This is a genomic window from Micromonospora sp. NRRL B-16802, assembly GCF_001279555.1.
Taxonomy (GTDB): domain Bacteria; phylum Actinomycetota; class Actinomycetes; order Mycobacteriales; family Micromonosporaceae; genus Micromonospora; species Micromonospora profundi.
Genome location: NZ_LGEB01000053.1, coordinates 15,957 through 28,702 on the forward strand (window position 1 = coordinate 15,957; position 12,746 = coordinate 28,702).

9 protein-coding genes are annotated in these 12,746 nt (G+C 71.8%); 5 read left to right on the top strand and 4 right to left on the bottom strand.

Features of this window, described 5'->3' with window-relative positions:
* Positions 1-25: 25 nt before the first annotated feature.
* Positions 26-433 (bottom strand): roadblock/LC7 domain-containing protein, encoded by a 408-nt coding sequence (locus ADK66_RS10355; protein WP_007465177.1) that lies wholly within the window; start codon positions 431-433, stop codon positions 26-28.
* Positions 430-3,600, bottom strand: a complete 3,171-nt coding sequence (locus ADK66_RS10360) for a nitrate- and nitrite sensing domain-containing protein (RefSeq protein WP_053653885.1) — start codon at positions 3,598-3,600, stop codon at positions 430-432. The genes ADK66_RS10355 and ADK66_RS10360 overlap by 4 nt, the downstream gene beginning before the upstream one ends.
* Before the next feature lie 446 nt (positions 3,601-4,046).
* On the opposite strand from ADK66_RS10360, the gene ADK66_RS10365 reads away from it, so the two are divergent.
* Complete coding sequence (locus ADK66_RS10365; protein ID WP_053653887.1) at positions 4,047-5,228, top strand: ABC transporter substrate-binding protein; 1,182 nt, start codon at positions 4,047-4,049, stop codon at positions 5,226-5,228.
* A 217-nt stretch (positions 5,229-5,445) separates the two neighbouring features.
* Here the strand turns inward: ADK66_RS10365 and ADK66_RS10370 are convergent, their stop codons facing one another.
* The gene (locus ADK66_RS10370) at positions 5,446-6,243 is read right to left on the bottom strand and encodes an ABC transporter permease (protein ID WP_053654938.1); all 798 of its coding nucleotides are present in this window, start codon (positions 6,241-6,243) and stop codon (positions 5,446-5,448) included.
* Between the two features lie 162 nt (positions 6,244-6,405).
* Positions 6,406-7,437, bottom strand: coding sequence for an ABC transporter substrate-binding protein (locus ADK66_RS10375; RefSeq protein WP_053654940.1), 1,032 nt, complete (start codon positions 7,435-7,437; stop codon positions 6,406-6,408).
* A 269-nt stretch (positions 7,438-7,706) separates the two neighbouring features.
* Here ADK66_RS10375 and ADK66_RS10380 point away from each other — a divergent pair, with 269 nt between their 5' ends.
* The 4 genes from ADK66_RS10380 to ADK66_RS10395 all read left to right on the top strand — a co-directional run bounded on the left by ADK66_RS10380 (position 7,707) and on the right by ADK66_RS10395 (position 12,744).
* Entirely contained in the window at positions 7,707-8,492 is a 786-nt protein-coding gene (locus ADK66_RS10380; RefSeq protein ID WP_053653890.1) for an ABC transporter ATP-binding protein, read from the top strand.
* Positions 8,493-8,494: 2 nt separating this feature from the next.
* Positions 8,495-9,445, top strand: coding sequence for an LLM class F420-dependent oxidoreductase (locus ADK66_RS10385; protein WP_053653892.1), 951 nt, complete (start codon positions 8,495-8,497; stop codon positions 9,443-9,445).
* Positions 9,442-9,750, top strand: coding sequence for a cupin (locus ADK66_RS10390; RefSeq protein WP_053653894.1), 309 nt, complete (start codon positions 9,442-9,444; stop codon positions 9,748-9,750). The genes ADK66_RS10385 and ADK66_RS10390 overlap by 4 nt, the downstream gene beginning before the upstream one ends.
* Positions 9,751-9,828: 78 nt before the next feature.
* Entirely contained in the window at positions 9,829-12,744 is a 2,916-nt protein-coding gene (locus tag ADK66_RS10395; protein WP_157552391.1) for a hypothetical protein, read from the top strand.
* Positions 12,745-12,746 lie beyond the last annotated feature (2 nt).

Genomic DNA, 12,746 nt, shown 5'->3' on the forward strand with positions numbered 1-12,746 from the left:
ACGCGGTCCGCGTCCGGTATCGGCGCTACGAGCGCACCGCGTCTCGCGGCAGCGGCACCAGCGCGGCACCCACCCGCTCCACCAGCAGCGCCATCTCGTAGCCCACCTGGCCCACGTCGCAACTGCGCGCCGCGAGCACGGCCATCGACGAGCCGTCGCTGATCGACATGAGGAACAGGTAGCCGCTGTCCATCTCGATGACGGTCTGCAACACCCCGCCCGCGCTGAACATCCGCGCCGCGCCCTCGGTCAGGCTCACCACGCCGGAGGTGATGGCGGCGAGCTGGTCCGCCCGGTCTCCCGGCAGGTCCCGGGAGGAGGCGAGCAGCAGCCCGTCGGCGGACACCGCCACCACGTGGGCGATCCCCGCCACGCTGTCGGCGAAGTTGGTGAGCAGCCAACCCATGTCCTGCATGGCAGCTGGCCTGTTCATCGGCTCTCCTTGGTCGAGGTGCTGTTCAGGTCCGTGCCGGCCGACCGGCCGCGCTGCACGCCGCGGTGGTAGGCCGACAGCAGGCCGCGTACTTCATCGGGGGTCCGCCGGCTGCGGTCCCGGCCGCCCTTGGGTTCGATGCCGCCCGGCACGAGCTGCGCCTGCGGCACCCGCTTGGGCAGACCCGAGCGGGTGGTGCCCGCCGGCGCCGGCTCGGCGGCCCGGCTGGCGCGGGACCAACCCTCGTCCGCCGCGGTCCGCCAGGCGTCCGGGTCGGGGGCGGGGGGCGGGGGCGGAGGGGTGGCCGCTGCCGGCACCGGCCGGGCGGCCGGCGGCGGCGTGTACGACGGTGGTGGCGTCGACGGCGCGGCGTCGCGGCCGCTGTTGCTTCCGCTGCCGAACCCGTCCATGCTCCCCCCGCCTACCGTTCCGGTGCCGTCGCCGGAGCTACCCGGGGTACGCGTCGGCAGCGGCGGCCGGGCCGGTGTCACCGTCGGCGCGGACGCGGCGGCCGACTGGCCTGCGGTGCTCGCACGCATCCCGGCGTTGGCCAGGCTGGCGTCGGCGGGTGCCGGCGGCGTGTCGAACTGCGGCCGGGTGAAGATCGCGGTGGCGTCGTCCCCGTGTGACCGGAACCAGACCGCCTCCATCTCCCGGAAGATCGGTGCCTCGGCCGGGAAGTCGGGCCGGTTGGTCACCGGGGCGGGTGGCGTCGGCGGCGCGACCGGCGGAGCTGGTGGGGCGGCGGGCGGCGCGACGGCACCGGGGCCGGCAACCGGTCCGACCGGCAGCACCGGCGCGTTCCGACCGTCGGCGGGGTCGGCCGTCGCGCTGCGCCGGGGCAGCGGGGCGATGGTCGGGTACGCCACTGTCGGGCTGCCCATCGAGGCGCCCGCGCCATTGCTGTACGCGGGCCGGGCCGGCGGAAGCGGGGCGGCGGGCGGTGCTGCGGGCGGTGCCGTCGGGCGTGCTCCGGCGTAGCCACCGGCCTGCACGGCAGGAGTGGTGTCCCGCGTGTCGAGCGGAGACTGCCACTGTGCCGGTGCCGGCGCGCTGGTCCGCCACTGGTCGGGCAACGTCGGGGCCGAGGTGGTGGCTCCGGCGTACGACTCGGCGTGGCCCACAGGGGTGAGCGGCGTCTGCTCGACTGCCATCGGCTGGCGCGGCCGGGTGAGCACCTGATCGCGGCCCCGGTTGGTGGGCAGCACCACTGTTGCGGCGGGCAGGGTCACCTGGGCGACGGTGCCGCCCTCGACGTTGCGGCGCAGCTCCACCCGGATGCTGTAGCGGGCGGCGAGCCGGCTCACCACGGCGAGACCCATCAGGCGGAACGCGGCGACGTCCACGCTCGGTGGCGCGGCCAACCGCCGGTTGAGCGATTCGAGCTGCTCGTCACTGAGGCCGAGACCACGGTCCTCGATCTGGATCAGCACATAGTCGCGGATGCGGCGACCGTCGGCGACGACAGTGGTGTTCGGCGGCGAGAACCGGGTGGCGTTGTCGAGCAGTTCGGCGACGAGCCGTACCACGTCGTTGACGGCGTGCGCGGCCACCGAGATGTCGGTGTCGACGGTGCCGAACTCGATGCGGTTGTACAGCTCCACCTCGGACTGGGCGGCGCGCAGGACGTCCACGACAAGCGCGTCGTCGCGGCGCGGTACGGCGGAGTCCGCGCCGGCCAGGACCAGCAGGTTCTCGTCGTTGCGGCGCATTCGGGTGGCCAGGTGGTCCAGCTCGAAGAGCTGCGCCAGCCGCTTCGGGTCCTCCTCGCCGCGCTCGATCGCGTCCAGCTCGCCGATCATCCGGTCGACGAGGGTCTGACTGCGGCGGGCCAGGTTGAGGAACATCGCCGAGACGCTGGTACGCAGCGCTGCCTGCTCGGCCGCGACCCGTACCGCCTCACGGTGGACGACGTTGAAGGCCAACGCCACCTGGCCGACCTCGTCACGGGTGTTGAGCTGGATGGGGTCCCGGACCTGCCGGACGATCTCCTCCACCCCGCCGTCACCGACGCTGCCCATGTTCTGCAGGCGCTGCACGGCGTCGGGCAGGTCGTGGTTGGCCACCGAGAGCGCACCTTCGCGGAGGCGGCGCAGCGAGTGGTTGAGCGAGCGGGCCAGCACCACGGCCAGCGAGACGGCGATGATGAGGGTGAGCAGCACCAGGATCGACTCGACCACTGCCTGCCGGATGACTGCCGCACGCGCCTCGTCGGCCTGCGCGAGCAGTCGGTCCTGAAGTTGGATCTCGGCCCAGCGCATCAGGTCGTTCACGGCGCCGATGGCGGCGGTGGCGTCCTGGGCGCTCACCAGTGGGCGCTGCCCGACCGAGCGGGTGATGTCGCTCGCCACCCGATCGGCCAGGCCGACCGCGTCACCGGAGACGGTGTTGTTGACAAGGGCCCGCTGCGTGGGGTCGGCGGCGAGCGAGAAGGCGACAAGGGCCTCCTGCTGGCTGGTCAACGTTGCCACGAAGGACGAGAACTGCTCCGGGTCGAGCTGGCCGGCGGTAAGCGCCGAGAAGGCGACCGCCTCCTCCTCGGCGACGGCCGCCTTGGCGCGGGCAAACGCGGCGACCGCCCGGCGGCTGTCCGAGAGGCCTTCGTCGCCGGGCAGCTGAGCCAGCCCGTCACCGTAGGCGACCAGGTCGGTGAGGATGACGCCGTAGCGCAGCACCGCCTCGGCGACCGCCATCTGCCGGCGGTCCAACACCTCCTGGCGGGTGCCGTCCAATGTGGACAGGTGGTCGTCGATGGCCTTGAGCCGGCCCTGCAGCGCCGCCGGCACCTCGCCGATCCGGGCGCGCTCGGCGCGGTACTCGTCCGCCCGCTGCTGCGTCTGCCGCACCCGCAGGTTGTAGGCGTCGGCCGGCTGCTGCGGAGCGGCCAGGTAGGCGGCTGCGGCCATCCGCTCGGCGTGGAGGTCCTGGGTCAGCGCGCTGACGTCGATGGAGAGCGCGGTGAGCGACCGCGCCCGGGTGGCGTCGAAGGCGCCCTCGCCCACCGAGATGAGCCGGACGGTGGCCAGCGCGATCACCGCGGCCACCGGAACGACCAGGATCAGCGCCAGTTTGGACCGGATCCGGGCGTCCCGCAGTCTCGGCAGCCTCCGGCGCGTACGCCCAGCGGCGTCGCCGGGCGCGGGCAGGGTCGTCGGTCCGGTGCTCACGACATCGCCTCCGTCGTTTCTTCCCCGCTTGACCCGCCGAACCATGCCGTAAGCGGAGGGGACCACGCGCGGCACGGCCGCGATTTCATCAGAGAAGATCCTGTTTGGGAAGCCGCAGGGCGGTAGGAAAGGGTCGGACGGCGCGGAACCCGTGATCCGGTCAACTGATACCTTCATTTCCGCAAGCCCCTGAACAGGGCATGTAACTCCAGAGTGGTCACGCGTGTATGCAAAGTGAGCTTTTGCAAACATTGCGCTACCCCAGCATGTGGGATGGCCGTCCCGAAAATGCGACCGGGGTCCGCGCTTGACCACAGCGCCAGCCATTGGCAAGGTTTTGCACGCTTCGCGCACACACCGTACGGCAGAGGAGATCCCGTCCTCCACTGAGGACGGATTAGCGGCGGTGACCGGGCAGCGCCCGCGCCCGCACCTGGAGGACTGAGTTGAGCCCCATCCGCTCCGCGACCATCGCGGCGCTCGCATCGGCCGTAGTGGCCACCACGCTCACCGGCTGCCAGTTCGGCGGAGCGGAGCGGGACACGAGTCCGATCGTGATCGCCGCCGACCTCGAACTGTCCGGCGCCGCCGCACCCGTCGGCCGGGCATACCAGCGCGCACTGGAACTCAAGAGAGACCAGTTGAACTCCTCCGGAGCACTGAATGACCGGAAGATCGAGCTGAAGGTGAAGGACAACCGTTCCGACGCCGCCGAGTCACTGCGCAACATCGCCGACTTCAGCAGCGATTCCCGGGTCAGCGCCATCATCATGGGTGGCTGCAACGAATGCGCTGTCGGCGCGGTCGGCGTCATCAACGAGAAGCGGATTCCCACCATTGCGCTAGCCGCTTCCGGGGCGATCGCCAGCCCGGTCGCCCAGCGACGTTACGTGTTCAAGCTCGGCCCGAACGCCGCCGACAGCGCCGCCGCGCTCACCTCCGAACTGCGCCGCAAGAACATCCGCAAGGTCGGCCTGCTCTACAGCGACGACGATTACGGCCGGGAGGGCGTGGTCGCGCTGCGCCGCGAACTGACAAAGGCCAACATCAAGGCCGCCGGTGAGGAGTCGGTGAAGACCACCGACACGGAGGTCGGCCAGCAGGTCGGCAAGCTCAACCGGCTCAAGCCCGACGCCCTGATCGTCTGGACGCCGCCGGAGCAGGCAGCCCTCACCGCCACCAGCGCCCAGCAGGTCGGCTTCCGGGGGGCGCTCTTCTTCGACGCCGCAGCGGCCGGCGACCTCTTCCTCGGCGCGGCGGCCCGGGCCACCGAACGAGCCACGTTGATCTTCACCCAGACCATGGTGATCGACGACGTGATCGCCACCACACCGGCGAAGGCGGCCCGACGCCAGTGGTTCCAGGACTACACGGCGCGCTTCGGCGGATACAACGGATCCTCGTCCTTCGCCGCCGACGCGATCCAGCTCATCGCTGACGCCGAACAGCGTGCCGGCGGCCCGATCGGCCAGGTCGACCGCGACGGCATCCGTGACGTGCTGGAGACGTCCCAGATGGACGGCCTGTCCGGCCCCATCAGGATGACGCCCGACAACCACTCCGGCCTGATGCCGCAGGCGCTCACCACGCTTGTCGCCCGCAACGGCCGCTGGCGGTTGGCGGGGTAGGCGCTTCGGGCCTCCTTGGTTCTTGTCGTCCGGCTTTGCTCTCGTCGTGTGCCGGGTGGGGTGTGGCCTACCGTGCCCGGCTCCGGGCGGTCAGGCTTGATCCCTGCGCCGGGCACGGTAGGCCACACCTGCTTGCGCGGCAGCGGTCGAACGGAAGGGCCGGCCCCCTGGTTGGGGCCGGCCCTTCGCGTTATCAGATATTGATCTTGCGTCCGCGTCAGTGGCTGCTTGTTGTTTCGCGGACCCAGGGCAGGGCGATCCGCTCGACGAGCAGCAGCGCCGAGTAGAGCAGGATGCTCACCAGCGCCACCAGCATGATCGCCGCCCAGGCCGTGGCGGTGTCGCCGACACCCGCGTACTGGAGGATCACGTAGCCCAGGCCGTCCTCGCCGGCCTGGAACTCACCGATCACCGCGCCGATCGCGGCCAGCGGCATTGCCACCTTGAGCCCGACGAAGATCTGCGGCAGCGCGGCCGGGAACCGTACCTTGCGGAACGCCTGCCAGCGGGAGGCGTTCCAGGAGCGGACCAGCTCGGCCAGGTCGGCAGGCGTGGTGGTCAGCCCGGTCGCCGTGGAGAGCACGATCGGAAAGAAGCAGAGCAGGAACACCATGGTCAGGATCGGCTTCTGACCCCACCCGAGCGCCACCACAAGCAGCGGACCCAACGTGATCTTGGGTACGGCGTTCACCGCGACAAGCAGCGGCGTGAACATCTGCTCCACGGTGCGGGAGCTGGCCAGGGAGAGTCCGATCAGGACACCGGCCACCGCCGAGAGGGCGAAGCCGATCAGGATCTCCAGCAACGTGGCCCAGGTGTGCTCCAGCATCTGGGCGGGCTTGTCGACGAACGCGGTGAGCACGTCCCCCGGCGGCGGCAGCGCGGCCGGGTGCACCAGCTCCAGCCGGGCGATCAGCCACCACACCGCCAGGGCGATCAGGAGGCCGGCCACGGGCAGCAACGCCGCTCCGGTCCCGGCACGTAGGCCGGAGCCCCGACCCGTCGACCCAGCCACCGGCCCGGTGCCCGGGGATGGGGCCGCCGTCACCGCCGGCTCCGCTGACCGGACGTCGGCCATCTTTCCTCCTCGATATTCGAAGGCCCGTGGGGCCGACGAGCGACGGGGGTACGTCGCACCGAAGCCGGCGCGACGTACCCCCTGGTGACGACCGAACGATCAGGCCTTCGGCGCGAGGCTGAAGTCGATGATCTGCTCGGGGGTGATGTTCTGCTTGAGCGCGCCGGCGCCCTGCAGGATCGCGATGCTCTTCGCGACGCGGCCGCTGTCCAGCGTGCCGATCGCGGTGCCGGAGTTGCCCGAGCGGACGTAGGCGGCCATCAGGTCCAGCTCCGCGGCGGCGGCGGCCGGGTTGGCGGCGTCGACGTTCTTCTTCAGGATCTCGCCGGCCTCCTTGGAGTTCGCCAGGCTGTACTCCAGGCCCTTGAGCAGCGCCGCGGTGAAGCGCTTCACCATGTCGGGCTTCTCCTTGGCGATCTTCGAGGAGGTGATCAGCACGTTGCCGTAGAGGTCCTGCATCACGTTGCTGTACGGCAGCATGACGGCCTTCTTCTTGGACACCGCCTCGATGGTCGGCTGGCCGACGACGAACTGGCCGATGCCGTCCACCGAACCGTTGGCAAGCGTGCCGATCAGCGCCTGCGCCTCACCGTTGACCCAGGTCACCTTGTTGACGTCCACACCGGCGAGCCGGGCGTACGTCGGGAACAGGTTGCGGACCACCGAGCCGGGCGTGTCGGCAAGCTTCTTGCCCTCGAGGTCCTTCGGAGAGTTGATGTTCTTGCCCTCGACGGTGGCGATGGCGGCCATCGTGCGCTGCTGGATCGCGGCCACCGCCACGAAGTCCTTCGCCTGCCCGTTGCCGAGCTGGAGCAGACCGCCGGTGAGGTCGATCGGCCCGAAGTCGGCCTGGCCGCCGACGACGGTCTGGATCACGCCGCCGGTGCCCTGACCAGCCTTGATCTCGACGTCGAACCCGGCGTCCTTGAAGAAGCCCTTCTCCTTCGCCACCCAGGCGTAGGAGTCGCGGCCGAAGTTGCCGAAGGAGGTGAGGTAGGTCACCTTCTCCAGCGTCCCGCCGTTGCCGCCCTTGGCGTCGTCCGACGAGTCCGACCCGCTACTGCAGGCGGAGACGAGGGCGAGGGCAGTGGCCAACGCGGCCGTAGCGACCGTACGGGTCAGCCTTCTCATCAGTAGCACCATGTCCTTTCCGACCGGGGCCGCAGGCCACGGAGGGGTTGTCGCGACGGAACCGGCAGGAGGGGTAGAAGCCGGGCACCGCCATCGTGAGGGGACTCTTCGCGGGCACAGCGTACGAGAAACCCACAGTTGCGACGCCAGGCATATCGGGTTGCGGAACGGAAACAACATGACGACCACCCCGGACGGTGCGATACCAAGACGCGACCGCTAGCCTTTGTCGGATTCCTGACCGTCCACTCAGCGGAGGTCCGCCGGAGATGATCCGACTGTCCGGGGTGTCGCGTACCTTCGAGGGCCGGTCCGGCCGTGTGGAGGCGCTGCGCGGCATCGACCTCGACGTCGCCGAGGGTGAGTTCGTCGCCATCCTCGGGCGCTCCGGCTGCGGCAAGTCCACGCTGCTGCGGCTGATCGCCGGGCTGCTCCCGCTGACCGCCGGCGAGATCACAGTGGCCGGTACGCCGATCACCAGGCCCCGCCGCGACATCGCCATGCTGTTCCAGAAGCCAGCCCTGCTGCCCTGGCGCTCAGTGCTCGACAACGTCCTGCTGCCGGTGGAGATCTTCGGCTGGAGCCGCGCCAAGCACCGCGAGCGGGCCCAGCAACTGCTCGACGTGGCCGGGCTGGCCGGGTTCGAGAAGCGGCTGCCGCACGAGCTTTCCGGCGGCATGCAGCAGCGGGTGTCGCTGTGCCGGTCGCTGATCGGCGACCCCCGGGTGATGCTGATGGACGAGCCGTTCTCGGCGCTTGACGCGCTCACCCGCGAGGAACTCTCCGGAGAGCTCCAGCGCGTGCACATGGAGAACAAGCCCACGATCGTCTTCGTCACCCACTCGATCGACGAAGCGGTCCTGCTCGCCGACCGGGTGGTCGTGCTGAGCCCTCGCCCCGGACGGATCCGCAAGATCGTCGAGGTGAACATCCCCCGACCCCGCACCCTGGGCCGCAACGCCCACCTCGCCGACGTGGCCCAGGTCAGCGCAGACCTGCACGAACTGTTGATGGAACGCGACCAGCCGGCCGCAGCCGGCGCGGAAGGACGATGACAATGCGGGTGTCGGTGTTCACCGAGCCGCACCGGGGCGCCAGCTACGACGACCAACTGCGGTTCGCCCGCCTCGTCGAGGCCGCCGGCTACGAGGGTTTCCTCCGCGCCGACCACTACCAGGCGATGGGCGACGACCCGGGTCTGCCCGGCCCCACGGACGCCTGGCTGACCCTCGCCGCGCTGGCCCGCGAGACCGAGCGGATCCGCCTCGGCACCCTTGTGACGTCGGCGACGTTCCGCCTGCCCGGCCCGCTGGCGGTGATGGTCGCGCAGGTCGACCAGATGAGCGGTGGCCGGATCGAGCTGGGCATCGGCGCCGGCTGGTACGCCCGCGAACACACCTCGTACGGCATCCCGTTCCCGGCCGTCGGCGAGCGCTTCGACCGGCTTGCCGAGCAGCTTGAGGTGCTCACCGGCCTGTGGTCCACCCCGCTGGGCGAGACGTACAGCTTCACCGGCGACCACTACCAGCTGGTCGACGCGCCCGCCCTGCCCAAGCCCGTGCAGGTGCCCGGCCCGCCGATCATCGTGGGCGGACGCGGCCCCAAGCGCACCCCCGACCTGGCCGCCCGCTACGCGACCGAGTTCAACATGCCCTTCAAGTCCGTGGCGGAGACCTCCGGCGCGTACGACCGCGTACGCGAGGCGTGCGCTCGTACCGCCCGTGCCGAGTCGGGGCGTCCGCCGCTGGTGCTGTCGGCAGGGATCGTGGTGGCCATCGGGCGTACCGACGCGGAGGCACAGCGGCGGGCCGCGCCACTGCACGAGAAGAGCGCGCTGCCGCCGGAGGACCCGGTGGTCGGCTCGCCCGCACAGCTCGTGCAGCGGATCGGTGAGTTCGCCGAGATCGGCACCACCCGGGTGCACCTGCGCATGACCGACCTCTCTGACCTCGACCACCTCGAGCTGATCGCCGCCGAGGTGCTCCCGCAACTGGACGGTGCACGATGAGCGAAACGATCGACGCAACCGAGCTCGGGCCGGTGGGCCAGGAGATCGTGTACGAGAACGACAGGGTCCGGGTGTGGCACATCCGGCTCGAACCGGGCGAGCGGCAGCCCCTGCACCGGCACGACCACCCCTACCTGGTGATCGCCGTCCAGGGCGCCAAGAACATCGTGCAGACCATCGACGGCACCCGGATCGACGCGGACGAACCCACCGGCGGAGTCGTCTACCGCGACCCCGGAGCGGTGCATATGCTCACCAATGTCGGGGACACGACATACCTGGCTCGGCTGGTCGAACTCAAGTAGACCCGCCGTGGCGCGCCTCGGCGCGCCGCGCGGCGCGCCGGTGGCGATCGGGTGTACCGGGTGCGTAACGTGCCCGACATGGCCTATCGGACCTGGGGCAAGCTCCTGCTCACGGCGCTCGGGGTGAGCGTGCTGGCCGGAGCGGGCCAGCTCGGCGTCGCGTACGGCTTCGGCATCGTCCGACTCACCGGCGCGTTCACCGGCACGACCGTCAACCAGTGGCCGGCCCAGCTCGTGTGGGTCGGCTGGTTCGCCGCGAACGCGGCAGTTGCCGGCGCCGTCCTGACCGGTCGCCTGGCCCGCCGGGACGCCCCGGCAGCCAGCACCGGCCGGCAACTGGCCACCGGTGGTGCCGCCGCCCTCGGCGCCACGGTGGTCGCCCCGCTCTGCATGCAGCCCGCACGGGCCGCCGAGCTGATCTCCGTCGACCCGGTCTGGGCGGTCGGCATCTGCGCCGTGCTCGGCGCGGTGATCGGAGCCGGTGCGGCGATCGCCGTCCTGCTCCGGCCCGAACTGGGCTGGAACATGGCGGCCGTGGCCGGTGCGGTCTGGCTCCTGGCGCTGATCTCCGTCCTGCCGTCACTCGGCACTGTCGGCCCGCTGCCAACGGTCCGACTCGGCGTACTCGAACCGAGCTGGCTGGACGACGCCGCAGCGCAACGGCTGGCGCTCCTCCTGCTGCCCATCGTGGCGCTGCTCGCGGGAGCGGCGACAGCCGCTCTCGCTCGCTCTCGCGGCCAGGTCCCGCTGGTCAGCGGCGCGACAGGGGTGGCCGGTCCGGTCCTCGTGGCGTTCGCCTACCTGACCGCCGGCCCCGGCGACGCCGTGGACCGCTACCAGGCAACCCCCTACTACGGCGCGTTGATCGCGGTCCTAGCCGGCGCGCTCGGAGCCGCTGCCGCCGCCCTGTTGCGCTGGCCCAGCGCTGCCGGCAGCGCCACCGGTCGACAGGCGATCGAGCCCACCGACATCCTGCGCCCGCTCGCCGTCGGCCCGGCGCTGCCGGGCACCACGCCGGCGACATCGGCAGATCCGGCAGGCGACGGCGACACCACAGCACCCACCGGCCCGACCACCGTCGGCGCCGAGCTGGCCGGAGCCCCTCCGGGCCCGCGCGTCACCGACGACATCGCCGCCGTACGCACCGTCCCCGCCCACTGGGACTGGCCGACGACCACGGCCAGCGGTCAGTACGGGCCAGCCACCACCAACCCGGAGCGGACGGGCGTGTCGACCGAGGTTTCCCCACCAACCGGTACGGCAGGCGACGACCTCCCCGAGCCGGCCGGAACGGCCACCACCGAGATCATCGGCTCGACCGGCACCACCTCGACGTCCAGCGTCCCGGCCGGCCGTATCAGCGCCACAGGCCGCATCGAAGACACGATCCGCACTGGAGACGCGGGCCCAGTGGACGGCATGGCCGATGGCGGCGGCCTCACCGCCAGCCCGGCGACGGCCACGAGGGACGCGGCCCAGTCGACCGGCGACCGGGCGCTGACAGGCGGCCGGACCACTGGCAGCGCAGGTGCCGAAACAGGCACTGGCACAGGTACGGCGGGCGTGGGCGCGGTCTCGACGAGCGCGGGCACAGCCGGCACGGATGCGACGGGTGCGAGCGCGACCACCGGGAGTGCGGGCGACGGGCCGGCCCCCAAGCCGCGTCGGACCCGCAAGCCGAAGGTCGCCGCGACAAGCACCACCGAGGCCGCCGCTTCCGGCACCGAGGTCGCGACGTCCGGCACCCCGAAGGCCGCAGCGCCCGACGCCACCGACGGCAGTGCCGCCGCTGGCCCGGCCGGCGGCAGCGCGTCGGACTCGACCGTGCGGGCGTCCCGCTCCCGAGCCTCGGACGATGTCCCATCTGCTTCCGATGAGCCGGGGGCGGGCGTCACCGAGAGCGCCACGCAGGACGGACCGGCTGTCGCGGCGGCACCGGCTGCCAGCCGCGCCCGCAGGTCCGCCCGGTCCGCCAAGGTGACCGAGAGCATCAGCGCCGACGCCCTGGCCGAGGAAGGCAACGCTCGCCCCGGCGAAGAGGCCGACGCTCGCCCGGCCGGCGAGAGCCAGGCCACGCCGACCCACGACAAGGCGGGCCGGGCCAGCACGACCGGCCGGAAGGGTCAGCGGGCCATGACCGTTTCCACCACCAGTGCTACCGCAGGCACCTCCGCCACAGGGACGGCAGCGCAGCCGGACGCCGCAGCCGGGCCGACGAGCGAGCCCGCGATCGCCGACGCGTCCAACGTGGGCCGCGCCGACCAGCCCGCGACCGAAGCTGCTGCCGGCGGCTCGCTGTTCGGCACGCCGGCCGCCGCAGATCCGGAGGCCGACCGCTGGACGCCGGCTCCGCCGGCCTGGCCGGTGACCTCCGCGTGGACAACGTCACATCAGGTCGGTGACACCGCAACGCCTGCTCCAAGCACGTCGGGAACCCCCGAGGAGTCGACCGGGTGGACGCCCCGGCCCCGGCACCGGGCACCGCTGCCGGACCTGAGCCGGGTCAGCAGCTGGGACGCCTTCAAAACGGCCCGCCGCACCGGCCCGACGGATTCACAGTCCGGCCCGGCGGATTCGCAGCCTGGTTCGACGGCAGTCCCCCGGACTCCCGGCCAGGCCGCAAGGGTCACTGACGACTCCGACCGGGACACCGCCTTCGAGACGACAGCCTCGGCCGGACCAGGCGCGGCCGCTGCGGTGCCGGAGCAGCCCGGCACCACGGACGGGCCGACAATCGGCGACGCCCGGACGTCCAACGGCGACGCGGAGCAGCCCAGCCGGCGCGAACGGCTCGGCAGCCTGTTCCGGCGCGGCCGGTCCCGGGCCGAGGCGGAGAAGCGGCCCGGGACGGCTGCGGCGGACCCGCTGCCCACGCAGGACGAGGAGTTTGTCGACTGGGTCGCCGGTCTCGGCAAGCCCGTCGCGGACAACGACCCGGAGCAGGAGGACGGCCGGCGCTCCCTGCGCTCCACCGGCCGCCACCACCGCGACTGAGC